Origin of the sequence: Bradyrhizobium sp. CW1, from assembly GCF_023100665.1 — a bacterium.
Lineage (GTDB): Bacteria > Pseudomonadota > Alphaproteobacteria > Rhizobiales > Xanthobacteraceae > Bradyrhizobium > Bradyrhizobium canariense_D.
This window is the reverse complement of the sequence record NZ_CP064684.1, coordinates 2,242,702-2,259,951: the sequence shown is the minus strand read 5'-3', so window position 1 is coordinate 2,259,951 and position 17,250 is coordinate 2,242,702. Positions and strand designations below refer to the sequence as shown.

General features: G+C 64.2%; 15 protein-coding genes. 6 read left to right on the top strand and 9 right to left on the bottom strand.

What is annotated here, in order from left to right; genetic code table 11:
* Position 1: 1 nt before the first annotated feature.
* The 7 genes from IVB54_RS10950 to IVB54_RS10920 form a co-directional block, all read right to left on the bottom strand.
* Positions 2 to 313 carry a septal ring lytic transglycosylase RlpA family protein gene (locus IVB54_RS10950; RefSeq protein WP_026233379.1) on the bottom strand — a complete coding sequence of 104 codons (312 nt, stop codon included), beginning with the start codon at positions 311 to 313 and terminating at the stop codon, positions 2 to 4.
* A gap of 103 nt (positions 314 to 416) precedes the next feature.
* Positions 417 to 1,262: a CmcJ/NvfI family oxidoreductase gene (locus tag IVB54_RS10945; RefSeq protein ID WP_247294798.1), complete on the bottom strand. Its 846-nt coding sequence runs from the start codon at positions 1,260 to 1,262 to the stop codon at positions 417 to 419.
* Between the two features lie 405 nt (positions 1,263 to 1,667).
* The gene (locus IVB54_RS10940) at positions 1,668 to 2,768 is read right to left on the bottom strand and encodes an LLM class flavin-dependent oxidoreductase (RefSeq protein WP_018457484.1); all 1,101 of its coding nucleotides are present in this window, start codon (positions 2,766 to 2,768) and stop codon (positions 1,668 to 1,670) included.
* 29 nt (positions 2,769 to 2,797) lie between these two features.
* Positions 2,798 to 3,970, bottom strand: coding sequence for an acyl-CoA dehydrogenase family protein (locus IVB54_RS10935; protein WP_247777207.1), 1,173 nt, complete (start codon positions 3,968 to 3,970; stop codon positions 2,798 to 2,800).
* Positions 3,964 to 4,764, bottom strand: a complete 801-nt coding sequence (locus IVB54_RS10930) for an ABC transporter ATP-binding protein (RefSeq protein ID WP_018457482.1) — start codon at positions 4,762 to 4,764, stop codon at positions 3,964 to 3,966. The genes IVB54_RS10935 and IVB54_RS10930 overlap by 7 nt, the downstream gene beginning before the upstream one ends.
* Complete coding sequence (locus IVB54_RS10925; protein WP_247777206.1) at positions 4,758 to 5,780, bottom strand: ABC transporter permease subunit; 1,023 nt, start codon at positions 5,778 to 5,780, stop codon at positions 4,758 to 4,760. Before IVB54_RS10925 ends, IVB54_RS10930 begins: the two co-directional genes overlap by 7 nt.
* Positions 5,758 to 6,861 carry an ABC transporter substrate-binding protein gene (locus tag IVB54_RS10920; protein WP_085360713.1) on the bottom strand — a complete coding sequence of 368 codons (1,104 nt, stop codon included), beginning with the start codon at positions 6,859 to 6,861 and terminating at the stop codon, positions 5,758 to 5,760. Before IVB54_RS10920 ends, IVB54_RS10925 begins: the two co-directional genes overlap by 23 nt.
* A gap of 475 nt (positions 6,862 to 7,336) precedes the next feature.
* Here IVB54_RS10920 and IVB54_RS10915 point away from each other — a divergent pair, with 475 nt between their 5' ends.
* Complete coding sequence (locus tag IVB54_RS10915) at positions 7,337 to 8,317, top strand: ABC transporter substrate-binding protein (protein ID WP_247777205.1); 981 nt, start codon at positions 7,337 to 7,339, stop codon at positions 8,315 to 8,317.
* 381 nt (positions 8,318 to 8,698) lie between these two features.
* Positions 8,699 to 9,793, top strand: coding sequence for a catalase family protein (locus IVB54_RS10910; protein WP_026233377.1), 1,095 nt, complete (start codon positions 8,699 to 8,701; stop codon positions 9,791 to 9,793).
* Between the two features lie 5 nt (positions 9,794 to 9,798).
* Here the strand turns inward: IVB54_RS10910 and IVB54_RS10905 are convergent, their stop codons facing one another.
* Positions 9,799 to 12,870, bottom strand: a complete 3,072-nt coding sequence (locus IVB54_RS10905) for an AAA family ATPase (protein ID WP_247294805.1) — start codon at positions 12,868 to 12,870, stop codon at positions 9,799 to 9,801.
* 202 nt (positions 12,871 to 13,072) lie between these two features.
* Here IVB54_RS10905 and IVB54_RS10900 point away from each other — a divergent pair, with 202 nt between their 5' ends.
* A complete protein-coding gene (locus IVB54_RS10900; RefSeq protein ID WP_018457475.1) occupies positions 13,073 to 13,252 on the top strand; it encodes a hypothetical protein in 180 nt (59 codons plus the stop codon).
* A 204-nt stretch (positions 13,253 to 13,456) separates the two neighbouring features.
* Here IVB54_RS10900 and IVB54_RS10895 read toward each other — a convergent pair whose 3' ends face one another.
* Positions 13,457 to 13,888 (bottom strand): hypothetical protein, encoded by a 432-nt coding sequence (locus tag IVB54_RS10895; RefSeq protein WP_018457473.1) that lies wholly within the window; start codon positions 13,886 to 13,888, stop codon positions 13,457 to 13,459.
* Between the two features lie 335 nt (positions 13,889 to 14,223).
* Here IVB54_RS10895 and glgC point away from each other — a divergent pair, with 335 nt between their 5' ends.
* The 3 genes from glgC to IVB54_RS10880 are packed head-to-tail and all read left to right on the top strand — an operon-like array spanning position 14,224 to position 17,235.
* Positions 14,224 to 15,486, top strand: a complete 1,263-nt coding sequence (gene glgC, locus IVB54_RS10890) for a glucose-1-phosphate adenylyltransferase (RefSeq protein WP_007613273.1) — start codon at positions 14,224 to 14,226, stop codon at positions 15,484 to 15,486.
* Complete coding sequence (gene glgA / locus IVB54_RS10885) at positions 15,483 to 16,937, top strand: glycogen synthase GlgA (RefSeq protein WP_018457472.1); 1,455 nt, start codon at positions 15,483 to 15,485, stop codon at positions 16,935 to 16,937. The genes glgC and glgA overlap by 4 nt, the downstream gene beginning before the upstream one ends.
* Positions 16,938 to 16,974: 37 nt before the next feature.
* On the top strand, positions 16,975 to 17,235 hold the full coding sequence (locus IVB54_RS10880) for a SemiSWEET transporter (RefSeq protein ID WP_018457471.1): 261 nt from the start codon (positions 16,975 to 16,977) through the stop codon (positions 17,233 to 17,235).
* The last annotated feature ends 15 nt before the right edge of the window (positions 17,236 to 17,250 follow it).

Below are 17,250 nucleotides of genomic sequence, written 5' to 3'. Positions count from 1 at the left end.
TCTATTCCACCGAGACCCGCACCACGCCGGCGCTCATCATGCCCAGCGCCTTGGCAGCCGGCACCGAGAGATCGACGATGCGGCCGCGGATGAAGGGGCCGCGATCGTTGACGCGGCACTGAATCGAGCGGCTGCCGTAGGACACCCTCAGCACGCTTCCGAACGGACGCGTCCGGTGCGCGCAGGTCAGCTCACCTTTCCCGGCTTTTCCGTAGCTGTAATAGGAGGCAAGCCCGCTTTCGGCCTGGGCAAAGGAAACTGCAGAAAGCGAAAACGTAGCAAGGCAAGAAAATAACGTGGTCTGCGCTCGCACGGCACCCCTCCGGGTTGGCCTGCCCCGGGCGCAAACGTTTGTCGGTTCCCGTGGGTTCCTGAGCCACTGCCGGGCCGCGCCCGGCAGTGCCATCACAGTTCTGTTACTGTTTGTGGAATACGAGCGTCCGAACCTCGATGCTCTCGCGCGGCGCGGCATCGGCCGGCGTGGTCGGATCGACGAACGCGGCGTGCGGCCCGAAGCGGGTGCGGCCATCGGTTGCGGAATCGTAGCACTTGAGCAGCAGTGCTTCGTCCGCCGTCATCTCGGGGAAATAGAACCAGCGATGGTTCGGATTGTATTTCACCGAATAGATTTCGCCGCGACGGTTGGGATAGATCAGATCCGAGGCGACGAGATCGTCGGGCGCAACCGTCGTGCCGTCGGCCATCGCCAGCGGCGAATCTCGCAAAGGACCGCGGATCGGCCGCCACAGATTGATCACCTGGACGCGGCCCTTCAGCAACTCTTCGGCCTCGTCGGGCAGATGCTCGCGCACGCGGTTGGCGCCTGAGACGGCGGTCTGATCCACGTGGACGCGCGTTGCCGGCTGACGCGGGCCACCGTCGCGGATGTCCGCGGCACCCTCAACGCGCCTGCGCACGGTATGGTCGAAGATGACGACGCGGTCGGCTTTCAGCGTTGCGCGCAGGAAGGCCTCGACGGCGGGATAGTAGACCGCCTTGATTTCCTCCTCATTAGAGAAGTCCTTCACCTGATGTGGATGCCGCACCAGCGCAAAGCCTTCGCGGTCGAGCGAGATGTTTTGTGCGATCAGCCGGGCATCGAAGATCGGTACCTGATGCGGCTCCGGCAATGACGTGCTTTTGGGCTCGCCAGGCGGTGGATCGAAGGCGTAAGTGCGCGGCTTGCCCGAAACCGGCGCGAGGTAATTGAGTTCAGCGGTGACGAAGGGAAGCGATTCGATTTTTGTTTCTTGCAGGCCCATGGCCGGTCTCCCGATGTGGTCGTCTGGATGATTTTTGAAGACACCGGGCGTACTGCAAGGGAGTTGGTGCAAATAGCAATGCGAGTGCTGTCGCTGGCATGAAACGCAGAACAAACGCATCGCGAAATCCGGCCGGGTTGGAATGCGCCCTGCCCGCTTCACGGATGCTTGAGAGCCTTTTGAGATCTCGTGCCCCGGACGCAGCGCATCACGCAGTGGTACGCTGCTGAGCCGGGGCCTATCTCACCGGGAGCATCTGTGCGGCATGGGTCCCGGCTCTGCGCAGTAGCGATCTCGGCCGCCTCGAGCTTCTGCTTGATCAGACCCCAGTGAAGGTAGAGGTCGATTTCGCTCTGCTCGTCCGCGACCAGCCGAACATTATCGCGTCGGCCAGCATGAGACGGATCATTCCGCCGCCTCGCCGCGAACAGGCTGGCGCTTGGCGATCAGCTCGCGCGTCAGCGGGATCAGCTCACGGCCATACTCGATGGCATCGGGAAGCGGATCGAAGCCGCGGATCAGGAAATGGCTGACGCCGAGGTCGCAATAGTCGCCGAAGACCTCGGCGACCTGCTCGGGCGTGCCGACCAGCGCGGTGGTGTTGCTGTTGGCGCCGGTGAGCTTTGCGATCTCGGTCCACAGCCGCTTGTCGATGCGGCTGCCCTGGTCGGCGAGCGAGAGCAGACGCCGCGCGCCAGCGGTGGCATGGCCGTCGGCGGGCTTGCGATAGCCGGTCTTGTCCTGGAGCGCGGTGGCGCGCGCAAGAATCTCGTCCGCCTTTTCCCAGGCCTGCTTCTCGGTCGGAGCGATGATCGGCCGCACCGAGAGGCTGAAGCGCGGCGTCCGACGGCCCTGCCTGACGGCCGCATTGTGAACCCGCGAGGTGACGTCGCGCACCTGCGCATAGGATTCACCCCACAGCGCAAAGGTGTCGGCATGCTTGCCCGCGACGTCGATCGCAGCGTCAGAGCCACCACCGACGAAGGTGTAGATGCCGGCCTTCTGCAGCGGCTTCACCTGCGAAAAACCGTTCTCGACGTTGTAGTACTTTCCGCTGTAGTTGAACGGCTTCTCGCTGGTCCATTCCAGCTTCACCACGTCGAGAAACTCGCTGGTGCGGGCGTAACGCTCGTCCTTGTCGTCGAGCGTATTGCCGTCCTGCCTAAGCTCGGCTGCATTGCCGCCGGTGATGACGTGGAGCGAGACGCGGCCTCCATAGAGTTGGTCAAGCGTCGCAAGCTGCCGCGCGAGCAGCGTCGGCGCGGTAAAGCCCGGTCGCTGCGCGATCATCACTTTCAACGATTTGGTGATGGTCAGCACATGCTGTGCGACCTGGAGCGCATCGGGCGTGGTTGAATGGAACGCCAGCAGCGCACGATCGAAACCCGCGAGCTCATGCGCCTTCGCCACCGTCTCGATATAGGCGGCATCGAGCACCGGGCCCTGGCGTACGATGGTCTCGGAAGCATTGCTGTTGGCGATAAAGCCGATGAACTCGACCGACATGATGTTCTCCCTGAATGTTTGGCGGCAGGCTAGAGGCCCAATGCGGCACGGCCGAGGCCGGTGCGCGTGGAATCGTCCTGCGGCGTGTGCACGCGACCGCACAGGACGTCGCGATAGTGCCGCTCCAGCGGATTGGCGCGGGACAGGCCGTGATTGCCGGTCAGCGACAAGGCATTCTCGACCGCGGCGACGGCGTTATTGGTGACGGCCAGCTTGATGACGTTGGACTCGGCCGCGGAAAGCGCGACACCGTCATCGAAATCACCGGCAAAGGATGCGATCAGCCGTGCATTGACGATGAGCCGCGCCTCGATCGCGCCAAGGATCTCCTGCGCCCGCGGCAAGGTCGCAAGCGGCGCGCCCAGGCTGGCAGGGACCCGCTGCTTCAGGAACCCGACCAGCCAGTCGCGTGCAGCCCGCGCAACGCCGTCATAGATCGCGGCGACAAAGATCGTGTGGACCGTCGCCTGCGCCACATCAGGTGCGCGCCAGTCCGCCGGCTCGCGCACATCGATCTCGGCATCGAGGGGTATCACGACGTCCTCGAAGATGACGTCGTGGCTGCCGCTGGCCCGCAGGCCGTGATGATCCCATGTCTCGACGATGCGCGTGCCTGGCAGGCCCGCCGGCACCAGGAACTGTCCAACGCGCGGCTCGGCTTCGTCCGTCCGCGCCCAGACCAGATACCATTTCAGGATCGGCGATCCCGTCGAATAGATCTTGTGCCCCGAGAGCCGCCAGCCGGTCTCGGTCCGACGTGCAATGGTCGCGGGCAGGCCGCCGCGCGCAGGCGAGCCCAGTTGGGGCTCGACGCGGAGCGCATTGACGAGCGCAAGGCCTTCGACGCTCTCGCGCGCGAGCTTGCGCGACAGCCGCGCCGGCCAGGTCGGGCTCCGTGCCATCACCAGATGGTTGATGTAGTGCATCGACAGCACCAGCGCTGTCGACGGATCGGCCTTGCCGATGATGCCGAGGACGCGGGCGGCGTATCGTGCGCCAGCTCCGGCCCCGCCATGGGCGGCAGGCACCGTCAGCGACAGCAGGCCTGCTTCGGAAAGCTCGCGAAAGTTCTCGAACGGGAAGCTGCCGGTGCGATCGTGCTCGGCCGCGCGGGCGGCGAAAGCCTCGGCCAGCGCCTCGGCACGTGCGATGTAGTCGGGCTCGTGATGCGCCGCGCGGCCCTTGGCGATCGAAGTCACCATGTGGCGTCCAATCCGAGCAGGCCAAGGATCTGGCGGCGCAAATCCACCAGATACGGATCGCCGCGATGGCGCGGATAGGACCGGTCGACACGGATGTCTGCCTTCACACGCGCCGGGCGGTCGCTGAACACGATGACGCGGTTGGCGAGCACCAGCGCCTCCTCGGCGTCATGCGTCACCAGCAGCGTGGTAAAACCCTTGCGCTGCCACAGTGAGACCAGCTCGGCCTGCATGGTGATGCGGGTCAGCGAGTCGAGCTTACCGAGCGGTTCGTCGAGGATGAGGATTTTGGGATCATTGACCAGTGCGCGGGCCAGCGCGACGCGCTGCGCCATGCCGCCCGAGAGCTGGTGCGGATAGGCATTGCGGAAGGACGATAGCCCGACGAGATCGAGCGCGGCATCGACGCGATGACGCTGGCTCTTCAAGATGCCCTGCGCCTCCAACCCGAGCGCGACGTTGTCCCAGACCGTGCGCCAAGGAAACAAGGTGGGATCCTGGAACACGACGACGCGCGACGGGTGCGGTCGCGTGATGCGCGCCTCGTCCTCGCGCAGCGTTCCGGACCGGGGCTTGTCGAGGCCTGCGACGAGGCGCAGCAGCGTGGACTTGCCGCAGCCGGAGGGGCCGAGCAGCGCAACGAACTCGCCCGGCTCGACGGAGATGCTGACGTCGCTGAGCACCGGCAGCTCGGCGCCGTCGATGTCGAAGGCGTGGCTGACCTGCTCGATGTCGAGCGCGGCACCGGCCGCCGGGTGAGCGTCGAAGTCAGCCAGTGCGGTTGCGGCTACCATTTCACTGTCCCCTTTTGCCAAACCAGCAGGCGATCGCGGATCGCAAACAGCAGCGTGATCGCGCCGGAGCAGAGCAACGACATCACGATCAGCGCCGCATACATGTTGGCATAGGCGGCCCAGCCCTGCGCCCATTGCAGGTACCAGCCGAGCCCTGCCTTGACGCCGATCATCTCGGCGACGACGAGCACGGCAAAGGACGAGCCGAGCCCCATGAACAGGCCCACGAAAAGGTGCGGCAAGGCCGCGGGGATCGCGACCTTCAGCACCAGGAAGGAAGGCTTCGCCCCGAGCGTCCGCGCGACGTCGTAATATGCGTTGCTCACGCTCGCGACACCCGACCAAGTCAGCACGGTGACCGGGAAGCCGGTTGCCAGCGCGATCAGAAAGCTCGATGCGCTCCAGCTCGACGGAAAGGTGAAGAAGGCGATCGGCAGCCAGGCGGTCGCCGGCAACGGGCCGATGAAGCGCAGCACCGGATGCACCCAATAGCCGACCGCGCGCGACCAGCCGATCGAGACGCCGGTCAGGAAGCCGACCGTCGCGCCGATCAGATAGCCGCCGAGCTGGAGCTTGACCGAGGCGAACACGCTGTCGAGCAGTTTTGGCAGATCGTCGGTGTAGACCTCGATGATCGATTGCGGCGGCGGAAAGAACGGCAACGGTAGCCAGGCGAATTTTGCCGTCGCGACTTCCCACAGGGTCAGGACAACGCCGAGCACGACGAGCCACGGCGCGCGCTGGCGCAAGGCCCGGCCCGTCGAACCGAGGTAATCGGCGCCGACCGTCCCGAACAACGCGATCGCTGCGATGACAAACGCGGCAATGCCGAGCGAATGGGTCCGCGACCAGTCGCCGACGTCCTCCCACCACAGGCAGGACAGGCCGAAGGCAATCCACGCCACGCTGGCGAGAATGCCGGCACCGGAGTCCCGGACCCAGCTCGTCAGCCAGGGTGCGCGCGAGAGGCGCGGCGCGCCGGAGGCAAGGCCGTCAGACAGCGAATACGTCGACATAGATGCGCTCCGCGAATCTGGCCGTATCGGTGCTCTGCTTGAACACCTGCACGCTCTTGAGATCGTCGGCATAGGCCTTGAGCTCGCGCTTTAGCACTTCGCCGACGGGGTGATGGTGATGAGTGTGGTAGCGCACCATGCCCTCGATATCCGTGAGCGACGCCGTCTTCGGCGCGTAAGGCTGGAACGATTTCGCCGTCACAGACGGATTTTGCGCGGTGAACATCGCGGCATCAAGCAGCGCCTGCGTCAGGGCGCGCGCGACCAGCGGCTCCTCGCGCACCAGGCTGCCGCGCAGGCCGAGGATGCAGCAGCTCTTGTCGCGATACTCGCCATCGAGATTGGAGGCGACCTCCTTGTACTGGCTGTCCTTGAGCCAGAGATAACCCAGCGGGTCGGACGACAGGAATGCCTGCACCTCGCCCTTCTCGACGGCGACGTTGAGAAGGTTGCCGGGATAGGCGCGCCAGTCGACATCCTTGTTCGGATCGATACCGAGCTTGGCGAGCTGAATGGAGAAGAAATTCTTGTCTGGGCCGCCGAGATCACCGACCGCGACGATCTTGCCCTTGAGATCGGCAAGCTTGCTCACGCTGGAATCGGCGCGGGTCAGGACCCGCATGCAGCCACCGTGGGTGCCGGCGGCAATCTTGACGTCAAAGCCCTGCTCCAGCGGCTTTAGCCAGCGCAGCGCCATGCCGAGACCGGCATCGCTCTTGCCGGTTGCGATGGCCTCGAGCAGCTGGTCGGTCGAACCGGAATAATTGATGAGCTCGATGTCGAGATTATGCTTCTGGAACAAGCCGTGCTCGATGGCGACCGGCACCGGGGCGAGACAGACCGCGCCCGCGTTCCAGGATAGCTTGAGCTTGCGCGGCGCGCCGGTGAGCGCGGGCACATCCGACGCAGTCCGGCACAGCGGAAACTCCGAGAGATCGACGCCGGGCGCGATTGTCCGCGGCGCAAAGGCCTGTGCCGCACCGAAGGCACCGAGCGGCGCAGCGAATGCCGCAGCTAATCCCGCCTGGAGCAAATGGCGCCGGTCGAGCCTCGATCCGTCGCGCTTGTCGTCGTCGTTCATCCGTCTCCACTCCTGCGCTGGCACGGCTCCGCCATCGGCACAACAGCTTGCGTTGCGCCTGTTCCGTGCGGACCTGCGTCGAGAGAAAATCTTTTCGCCGGCGCCTGCTCGGTGCCTTGATGCGATGCGCAAATCATGCGGCGCGTTCGCCGTATCGTCAATGAAATGGAATTTCGAATGTGGCACGAAGCGAAGTCATTCTCTCCACCGGTGCGTGCGAGGACGACGAAAGGATTTCCGCCGATGGATCGATTGACGGAGCACGGGGCTACTCCCTCTCCTGCTTCATTTTTGCGCAGCATCAGTGGCGCATACCGCACGTTCTCGAAATCGGCGCCTCGCTGAAACGTCCTTGCCGATCGCGCGCGCAATACGGTTAGCCATTTCATTGACCGCGCATCATGCGGCCATAGACTTGATCGTCTCGATGCATCGTTCGCTCACGCGTCGTGGGCAAAGCAACAAGACAGGCCACATGAGCATCAACTCCCTCGATCATTCCATCGCGCGCCGGCTCGCTGCATCGCTGCTTGCCGCCGCCATCACCCTGTCGACGGCCGCGGCGTCGTTCGCAGCCGATGCCGTCGTGCTGCGGGTCGGCGACCAGAAGGGCGGCAATCGTTCGCTGCTCGAGATCTCGGGCTACGCGAAGGATCTGCCTTACAAGATCGAGTGGTCGGAATTCCCCGCGGCAGCTCCAATCCTGGAGGCGCTCAACGCCGGCGCGCTCGACGTCGGCTATACCGGCGACCTTTCGTTCCTTTCCGTCTACGCGGCCGGCGCGCCGATCAAGGCGATCGGCGGCACAAGGTCGGATGCCAAGACACAAGCCATCCTCGTGCGCCAGGATTCCCCGATCAAATCGGCCGCCGACCTCAAGGGAAAACGCCTCGCCGGCACGCGCAGCGGCTGGGGCCAGTTTCTGATCGACGCCACGCTGGAGAAGGCGCAGATCAGGCTGGAGGACGCGACCTTCGCGCCGCTCGGCCCGGTCGACGCCAAGATCGCGCTGGTTGCGGGCTCGATCGACGCCTGGGCGGTGTGGGAGCCCTACGTCTCGTTCGCGACGCTCAAGGACAAGGCCCGCGTCATCGCCAATGGCGAGGGCCTGACGCCAACCATCACCTTCATCGTCGCTTCCGACAACGCCATCGCCACCAAGCGCGCAGCGGTGCAGGACCTCGTGCAGCGGCTGAACAAGGCGCGGCTGTGGTCGCTGGATCATCTCGGCGAGTACGCCAAGAGCACGGCCGAGTTGACCAAGGTGCCGGAGGATGTGCTGCTCTCGGCCTACACCGCGCAGCGCACCAGCCCGATTCCGATCGACGAGAACGTCGTGAAGGAGGTGCAGGAAGCCTCCGACCGCTCGACGCGCTACGGCATCCTGCCGAAGAAGCTCGACGTCAGCAAAGCCGTCGACCGCAGCTTCACCGCTGCGGCCGCGGGATCGAACTAGGCGGAGGCGGCGGGATGCGCGGGCTCCGTCTCAACGCTGGCCCGCTGCATCTCGCCGCGATCTTACTCGCGCATTTGGCCTGCATGAGCCTGATCGTGTGGCTGTCGCTTTAGACGCCAGCCAGGACCCCCGCTCGCCGGCCCGGCCTTAAGGAAAAAATCAGGACAACATAAGGAACCCATAAGGACTTACGAGACGCCGCTGGCCTAGCATCGACCGTGTGATCGCGTCGGTAACAGGATGCCTCATCCCGCGGCTTGTCCAGGCAATCACAACTCGCTCTCGGGTTGCCGATCCCGACTGGACGGGCTTACAGTGATCCGCCCTGCGGCCGTCGACGCTTGCAATGGGAAGGCGACCTTCGGGCTGGAGATCAGCGCCATGTCAGCCGATCAGTATCTTCGTTACGATCCGTCCGTCGAACACATCCTGCCGGAGGAAGCGGCGGCGGTCGAGGAGATCGTTGCTTCGATTTCGCGAACGAGTGATCGCACTTTTCGCAAAAACAAGCATGGGACCCGGCAGCAGCACGCCAAGGGCGCCGGCTATCTCCGGGGCGAGCTGATCGTCTACGACAATTTGCCGGATCATCTGCGCCAAGGCCTGTTCAAGCAGGCTGGCCACTTCCCGATCATCGTCCGCCTCTCCACCGCATTCAACAGGAGCGATCGTGTACGTTCGCCGCGAGGGTTTGCCATCAAGGTTTTGGGTGTGACGGGGGCTAAGGCGCTCGGCGACGACGATTCGACGAACCAGGATCTCCTGCTCGTCAATCACCCCAGCTATTTCGCGGATGCGATGGCCTATATGCGCGCACAGCACAAGGTCGAGCACACCCTGTTCCTGCCTGATCTGGCGTACGGACCCATAGGCTTTTTGGCGCGCGCCCTGGTCGCCGCATCGGACAGAACAGGCATTCCGATCCCGATCGTCTTGAAAGCGCTCGGTGATGCCGGCAGCAACATCCTCGGAGAGACCTTTCACACCGAGGGTGCATTGCGGTTTGGCGATTATATCGCAAGGCTTCGCCTGATGCCGATGTCGGCGTCGGTTCGCCAACTCACCGGCCGACCCTGCCACGATGCCGATGATGCCGTGCTGAACAGCGTCGTTGCCTTCTTCAAGGATAATGCGGCCGAGTACGAATTATTCGCCCAGCTCTGCACCGACCTCGAGCGAACACCGATCGAAGATGCCTCGATCGACTGGCCTGAAGACGTCGCGCCGCCGCAAGCACTCGGCAAGATCACGCTTCCGCGCCAGACCGCCGACAGCCCCGCGCGTCGCGTCTATTCCGACGAGGTGCTTTCGTTCGATCCATGGCGATGTCTCGCCGCGCATCAGCCGCTCGGCTCGATCATGCGATTGCGCAGGGATGCCTACCGTGCCTCCCGCACGCTGCGGCAGCAGCAGAATCAATTCAAGGTCAAGCAACGGCCCGGCGAACCGCGAGAGATCGCGGACCTGCCGGATTGAGCCGATCAGCGTCCCGCAATATCGGGCCCGGTGTCCCGGCCTGCGTCGAAAAAGGATGCCGAGCGCAGCGGATCATTGGGATCAAGCGTCTCTGCCAGCGATGCGATCACCTGGCAGGAGCGGTCCCGCCACTTGGCAGCCCTTTGCGCTTGTCCGAGGCTCTCATAGAGCCCCGCGGTCGTGCGGTAAACCCGCCAGGTGGCATGCGGCAACCTGGCATGGCGGAGGATCGACATGGCCGCCGACAGATGCCCGCCGGCGAGTTGCGCATCGTGCTTCAGCATCGCAATTCTCGCCATGGCCTCGTAGCACAGCGCGAGAAACGGCCGGTCAGGTGCCGCGCTCGTCACCTCGTGAAACTGGCTGGCCGAGCCCTGGGCACGGTCCAGATCGCCGATCGCGATCCAATAGTCGCAGCAAGTCAGCAGATAATGGGGGATGACCAGCGACTCCATCGGCACCCGGTCGACCTCCATTCGCCGCTCCATCGCATCGAGATGCTGCCGCGCCCGAGCCAGGTCGCCCATCCTGACATAAGCTCGCGCCAGCAGATTCCTGCCAACGAAGAAGGTGAACGGATTGGCCTCGATCATCGGGCCGAGCGCATCCTCCGCACGCCGTGACGCGCTGCCATATTCCTCCGCCTCGGAGTACAGCCATCCGATCGCGAGATGACACAGCGCGACGGCCTGCGGATTTGCATTCCGCTCCGAGATAGCCAACGCGGAGACGAGGTTTCGTTGCGCCTGGCCCCATTCGCCGAGATAAATCTGGGCAAACGCCTCGACCGATTCATAAAGCACGAACAGATAGACGTCACCGACCAGGCGGGCGAGCTCCTTTCCCCTGGTCGTCGCATCGCAGCAGGCCGGATAATTCGCGCGCAGAAACTCCAGCACCATTTCCATCGAGCAGCGTCGCAGCCGCATGCTCAGATCCTGCTCTCCGGTGATCAGTGCTGACGCACGCTCGGCAAGGTCCGCATTCTCACGATCCCAGCCGCGGAGCATCAGCTTCAGATTGGCAACGTTGCCCTGGACCAGAGCGCTGAATGCGGCGTCGTCGATCGCCCTGCTTTTGATAAGGGCCTGTTCCGCAACAGGCAGGCTCTGGCGCCGATCGACGTAAAGACAGAATCTGCTGAGATCGACCAGCGCGTTCACCTCTTCGCGCACGTGCCCGTTCTCCGCCGCGTGCGCCACGATAGCGCTGAGATCCTGCAGGGAATTCAGGAAATCTCCACTGGCCCGCCAGGCCCAGGCGCGCTGAAGCAGCAACTTCAGACGTGTCGTCACCCGAAATTCCGGCGGCAGATGCGGCACCAGCTCCAAGGCGCGGGACAGGTAATTGGCGGCCTCGCGCGTGCTGAACCTTCGCGCCGAGCCCTCGGCCGCCGCGCCCAGATAATGCATCGCTTTCGGGAAATCACGGCCCAGTTCGAAATGGCGCGCGACAACGGCGGCGATCTCCGCAGCCTGCGGCCCATAGCCCTGCTCGAGCCCCGCCCCAAGCAGCGCATGGGTTTTCGCGCAGCGCGCTGGTGCGAGCCGCTGGTAGAGGATCTCCTGGTAAAGCGCGTGCTGGAACGCATAGCGACCGGAGACGCTTCCGTTCGGCCACTCGGTCATGCCGGCCCCGACGATAATGCGATCGGTCCGTGCCAGGTCCTCGCACATCTGCTCGACATCCAGCACGGGACGGTCCAGCGCACCGGCGATATGGAGCGCGGAAAACTCCGCTCCCGCCGCACTGGCGACCTCGAGCAGGCAGCGCTCGTCTTCGGTGAGGTGATCGATCTGCTGCTTGATCATTCCTTCCAGATCGCGCGGCATGCTGTCATGCGAGGCCGCGTCTTCGCTGACCAGCCGCCAGCCCAATTCGTGCTCGACCAGTGCACCCTGCGCCACGAGATGATCGAGCAGAGACGACACGAACAGAGGATGCCCGCCGGTTCGCGCGAAGATGCGCTCGACCAGCTCTCTGGCAAAATCGGCCGAGTTGAAGCGCAGGGACAGATAGCGTTCGACGTCGGTGCCGGTCAGTCGATCGAGCGCGAGCTCGGTGGCGTGTCCGTGAATCCGCAAGTCCTGATGAACGGCACGGATAGGATGTCCGCCGACGGCGACTTCCATCGGCCGGTAGGTGGCGAGCACGAGGATAGAAGCCCTCCGATCCCGCCGCGCCAGCCGGGAGAGCACATCCACGGTGGCAAAGTCGCTCCAATGCAGATCTTCCAGGATGATCACCCATGGTCGCGTGACAGCGAGATGTTCCATGAGATCGGAAAATTCGCGCAGCATGCGCTCCCGCGTTGCGCCAAAGACCTCATGCTGGAATGTGGCCCGCTCTGCTTCGCCGAGGAAACCGGGCATCTGCGCGAGCCAGGTCGGCGCGTGCTCGCGGATGGACGTCAGCAGCGATGCTCCATCGGTGCGACGGCAGCACTCGTTCAGCGCTCCGATCAGCGGAAGAAAGGCCTCATGGGTGCCGAACAACTCGTTGCAGCTACAATGCAGCACGCCCAGTCCCTGCTGGTTCATCCTGTCGAGCGTCATTTGCAAGAGGGTGGTCTTGCCGATCCCGGCCTCGCCGGTGATGAAGACGACCTGACGCTGTCCGGTGCGAGCGAGTTGCAATGCCTTCTCCAGCGTGTCGAGTGCCCCGGTGCGCCCGACTCTCCAGTGCCGGCGTCGATCGACGACCTGCTCCGTGACGGAAGCGGTCTCTTCTTCGGGCGCCCGCTCGATCGCAGGCAAGTCGGCGGTCGCGACCGGCGCAATGAAACGATAGCCGCGCCGCGTGACCGTCTCGATGTAATTGGGGGACTGCCTGTCGTCGCCGAGCACCGAGCGTAGCGCGTTCACGGCAACGGCGAGGCTCGACTCGCTGACGTGCAGATCGGACCAGACCGCGTCGAGCAACTCTTCCTTGGTGACGAGCTCACCGGGCCGACCGACGAGATAGCAAAGAACCTCGAACGGCTTCGGCGCCAGCGCGATCCGCTCCCCGCCTCGCCACAACAGCGCGTTGGCACGGTCGAGGCGGAATTCACCAAAGGCAAGCGCGTCTCTACGCACGGCTCAGACCCCCGGATGCTCGCCCATCTTAAGGGAAAGCTCAGCCAAATGTAAGGACGCGATAAAGACCTGCGCCCTGCGCCGGCACTAGCATTGGCCTGTCCATTTCAGAGACGCCGGCAAGGCGTCGGACGGCCTTTTCATCACGCTGTCATTTCAGTCGGCAGGCAGTCGATGCCTGAATTTTGGCAAGGAGTTGGCCATGAGCATTCTAAAACATCTGGCGATCTCGCCTCTCGCTTTTGCCATTCGCCATTACGACATCAGGGTCATATTGGGCCTCACCGTCCTCAGCCGCATCTTCCTCGTCGCCATCTACCTTGCGTGCGGCGGCCCGGGCCTGTCCGAGTTCGATCTCGCCAACGCCATCGCGCTGCCATGAGCTCGGGACCGCTCGAATGGTGCATCGAGATCGCGATCATCGTCGCGATCTGCATCGGGATTGTCGTGGGCGGGCATGGCCGGCTCGTCGTGCCGCATCACCGGGTTCAGCGCGCGCAAGCCGATCGGGCCGCTTGCATTCAGCGGCCCTCAAACCTCTTCAGCGTCGTCGCCCTGCGGCGAGCGGGTCCGCCCGTTTGATCGATCACCAATACGCGCGGTGATAGTGCCGGTAATACGGCCGGTAGTAGCCGTAACGAGGGCCGAAATACGGGCGGTAAGGCCGATAGTAGCGCGGATAAGCATAGGCCGGACCATAGCCGTAATAGGCCGGCGCATAACCATAGCCGTAGCCCGGGTATCCGTAGCCGCCATAATAGGGCCCGCCGCCATAGTAGCCATAGCCATAGGGCGCGCTGCTGGCGATGGCACCTGCGATGATCGCGCCAGCGGCAAGGCCGCCGAGACCCCATCCAAAACCTCGGCCGCGCCAGTGCACCTGCGTGACATCGTCGCCGACGGCGGCCTTCATGGTTGCGACATTGGTGGGCAGCGGAGCCGCCGCCGCCTGCTGAATCCCCCCCGCCATGACCGCGGCGGCGAGCGAACCGGCGACTGCCGTTTTCCAGACCCTCATCGTCTTACTCCTTTCTGACGTTTGGCTTGGACATGGATCGCAGCGCCATCATCGGGCATCCTGGCGCGAGGTCAAAGCCTCGAGTTTTGCGTGCACCGCACAAGACGCATGCCTCCATTCTGATCAACCGGTACCTGACGGGCTCGACAACCTTGCCGCGAGTGACACCGGCAGGACGGTGCCTGGGGCCCGATCACGGCGGCAAAGCATTAAGCTTCCGGCGCATTCGCAACCAACAACCACCTTCCCGATTTACTATTCGTGCCGTTACTATCGGTTCCAAATGAGCGCGGCCGGGAGGCTTCTCGCGAGCGCAAGAGTTGTGGGAGGATGACATGAGTGCCGCGAGACCCGAGCCGCTTGCCCGTCAGGCGCTGGCGTTTGTCCTGGCCGGCGGACGCGGCAGCCGGCTGCTGGAGCTGACCGACCGTCGCGCCAAGCCTGCGGTCTATTTCGGCGGAAAATCCCGCATCATCGATTTCGCGCTGTCGAACGCGGTGAACTCGGGCATCCGCCGCATCGCCGTCGCCACCCAGTACAAGGCGCACAGCCTGATCCGGCACCTTCAGATGGGCTGGAACTTCTTCCGCCCCGAGCGCAACGAGAGCTTCGACATCCTCCCGGCGAGCCAGCGCGTCTCCGAAAACATGTGGTATGTCGGCACGGCCGATGCAGTCTACCAGAACATCGACATCATCGAATCCCACGCCTGCCGCTTCATCGTCGTTCTCGCCGGCGACCATATCTATAAAATGGATTACGAGGTGATGCTGCGCCAGCACGTCGACAGCGGCGCCGACGTCACCGTCGGCTGCCTGGAGATGCCGCGCCAGGAATCTTCCGGCTTCGGCATCATGCATATCGACGAGAACGGCTGGATCAAAGAGTTCCTGGAAAAGCCGAAAGATCCGCCGCCGATGCCGGGCAAGCCGGACGTTTCGCTCGCCAGCATGGGCATCTACGTGTTCGACGCAAAATTCCTGTTCGAAGAGCTCAAGCGCGACGCCGAGGATCCGAATTCCAACCACGATTTCGGCAAGGACATCATCCCCTACCTCGTCAAGAACGGCCGCGCCATGGCGCACCAGTATTCGACCTCCTGCGTTCGCTCGGGCAGCGACCCCCGCGCCTATTGGCGCGACGTCGGCACGGTCGACGCCTATTGGGCCGCCAATATCGACCTCACCGACGTAGTGCCCGAGCTCGATTTGTTCGACAGCGCCTGGCCGATCTGGTCCTATTCCGAGATCACACCACCGGCAAAATTCGTCCACGACGAGGAGAGCCGGCGCGGCCAGGCCGTGAGCTCGCTGGTCTCGGGCGGCTGCATCATTTCCGGCGCCTCGCTGCGGCGCTCACTGCTGTTCACCGGCGTGCGCGTCAACTCCTACGCCAATGTCGAGAACGCCGTGATCATGCCCTATGTCAATGTCGGCCGCGGCGCGCGCCTGAAGAACGTCGTGATCGATCGCGGCGTCGAGATCCCGGAAGGGCTCGTCGTCGGCGAAGATCCCGAGCTGGACGCAAGACGCTTCCGCACCACCGAGCAGGGCATTTCGCTCATCACCCAGCCGATGCTCGACAGGCTCAATACATGACGCCTGTTCGCGTCCTCGCGGTCGCCTCTGAAGTCTATCCCATCGTCAAGACTGGCGGTCTCGCCGATGTCGCGGGCGCGCTGCCGATTGCGCTCAAGGCGCATGGCGTCGAGATGCGCACCTTGATGCCAGGCTATCCTGACGTGATGCGGGTGCTGGGGGGAGCCGACGAAATCCGGCGCTGGCCGGATTATTTCGGCGGACCCGGACGTCTGCTCGCCGGCTCGCATGACGGCCTCGATCTGTTCGTGCTCGACGTGCCGCATCTCTACGCACGGCCTGGCAACCCCTACGTGACGCCCGAAGGCGTCGACTGGCCGGACAATGGCGTGCGGTTCGCCGCGCTCTCGCGCATCGCGGCCGATATCGGCCACGGCCTCGTTCCCGCCTTCGTGCCCGACGTGGTGCATGCCCATGACTGGCAGGCCGGGCTCGCGCCGGCCTATCTGCACTATGACAATCGGCCGCGGCCGGCCACCGTGATGACCATCCACAACATGGCCTATCAGGGCAAGTTCGTGCCCGAGCTGATTGGTTCGATTGGCCTGCCGTGGCGCGCCTACGGCGTCAACGACCTCGAATATTTCGGCGGCATCAGTTTCTTGAAGGCCGGCCTGCAATTCGCCGATCGCATCACCACGGTCTCGCCGACCTATGCGCAGGAGATCCAGACCGACGAGGGCGGCATGGGGTTCGGCGGCCTGCTTCGCGCCCGCGCGAACGCGCTGAGCGGAATCCTCAACGGCATCGATGTATCCGTTTGGAATCCGCAAGAAGATCCGCACATCGCCTACCGCTTCGGCGCGGAGGACCTCACGTTCCGGGCCGCGAACAAGGCGGTGCTTCAGCAACAGTTCAATCTGGATTCCTCGGACGAAGCGCCATTGCTCGGCGTCATCAGCCGCCTGTCGTGGCAGAAGGGGCTCGATCTCCTGCTCGAAGCCATTCCGACCATTTTGCGCGAAGGCATGCAGCTCGCTTTGCTCGGCAGCGGCGATCGCGATCTCCAGGATCGCTATCAGGCCGTAGCGCGCGCGAACCCTGGCCGGATCGGGGTCGTGATCGGCTACGACGAGATCATGGCGCATCTGATCCAGGCCGGCTCGGACGCGCTCATCGTGCCCTCGCGGTTCGAGCCATGCGGCCTGACCCAGCTCTGCGCGTTGCGCTACGGCGCCGTGCCCATCGTCTCGCGGGTCGGCGGCCTCGAGGATACCATCGTCGATATCGGCGAGGCCGATAAATCAGGCCGCGATGCCACCGGCTTCAAGTTCGCACCCGTCACCGCGGATGCCCTCGCCGGCACGCTGCGCAAGGCCAACATCGCCTTCCACGACAAGCTGACCTGGCGCCGGCTGCAACTGAGCGGCCTTGCGACCGACGTGTCCTGGCGCAACCGCGCCGGTGACTATGCCGCGCTCTATCGCGGCCTCATGACCGCGCGCGCCTGAGGCGCGACCATCCTCGAATCAATGCTATAGAGCCGCCATGGACCCGTTCTTGATCAAGCTGATCGGCTTTGCCGCCGCGACCTGCACCACCGTGGCCTACGCGCCGCAAGCCATCAAAGTGTGGAAGACCCGCTCCACCGGCGATATTTCGCTCGGCATGTTCCTGGTCATGGTGCTTGGGCTGGCGCTCTGGCTCGTCTATGGCCTGCTGTCGGGCGATGCGCCCCTCGTCGCCGCGAACGCCATCACCATGGTGCTCGCCGGCGGCATCCTGTTCATGAAGCTGAAATACGGGTGAGCCACTCTTCTTCAC

Excerpts from the sequence above, each read along its gene's own strand:
- IVB54_RS10920 (WP_085360713.1), bottom strand. The coding sequence starts at position 6,861 with ATGAACGACGACGACAAGCGCGACGGATCGAGGCTCGACCGGCGCCAT.
- IVB54_RS10945 (WP_247294798.1), bottom strand. The coding sequence starts at position 1,262 with ATGGGCCTGCAAGAAACAAAAATCGAATCGCTTCCCTTCGTCACCGCT.
- IVB54_RS10900 (WP_018457475.1), top strand. The coding sequence starts at position 13,073 with ATGAGCATTCTAAAACATCTGGCGATCTCGCCTCTCGCTTTTGCCATT.
- glgA (WP_018457472.1), top strand. The coding sequence starts at position 15,483 with ATGACGCCTGTTCGCGTCCTCGCGGTCGCCTCTGAAGTCTATCCCATC.
- IVB54_RS10895 (WP_018457473.1), bottom strand. The coding sequence starts at position 13,888 with ATGAGGGTCTGGAAAACGGCAGTCGCCGGTTCGCTCGCCGCCGCGGTC.
- IVB54_RS10940 (WP_018457484.1), bottom strand. The coding sequence starts at position 2,768 with ATGTCGGTCGAGTTCATCGGCTTTATCGCCAACAGCAATGCTTCCGAG.
- IVB54_RS10915 (WP_247777205.1), top strand. The coding sequence starts at position 7,337 with ATGAGCATCAACTCCCTCGATCATTCCATCGCGCGCCGGCTCGCTGCA.
- glgC (WP_007613273.1), top strand. The coding sequence starts at position 14,224 with ATGAGTGCCGCGAGACCCGAGCCGCTTGCCCGTCAGGCGCTGGCGTTT.
- IVB54_RS10910 (WP_026233377.1), top strand. The coding sequence starts at position 8,699 with ATGTCAGCCGATCAGTATCTTCGTTACGATCCGTCCGTCGAACACATC.
- IVB54_RS10930 (WP_018457482.1), bottom strand. The coding sequence starts at position 4,764 with ATGGTAGCCGCAACCGCACTGGCTGACTTCGACGCTCACCCGGCGGCC.
- IVB54_RS10925 (WP_247777206.1), bottom strand. The coding sequence starts at position 5,780 with ATGTCGACGTATTCGCTGTCTGACGGCCTTGCCTCCGGCGCGCCGCGC.
- IVB54_RS10935 (WP_247777207.1), bottom strand. The coding sequence starts at position 3,970 with ATGGTGACTTCGATCGCCAAGGGCCGCGCGGCGCATCACGAGCCCGAC.
- IVB54_RS10880 (WP_018457471.1), top strand. The coding sequence starts at position 16,975 with ATGGACCCGTTCTTGATCAAGCTGATCGGCTTTGCCGCCGCGACCTGC.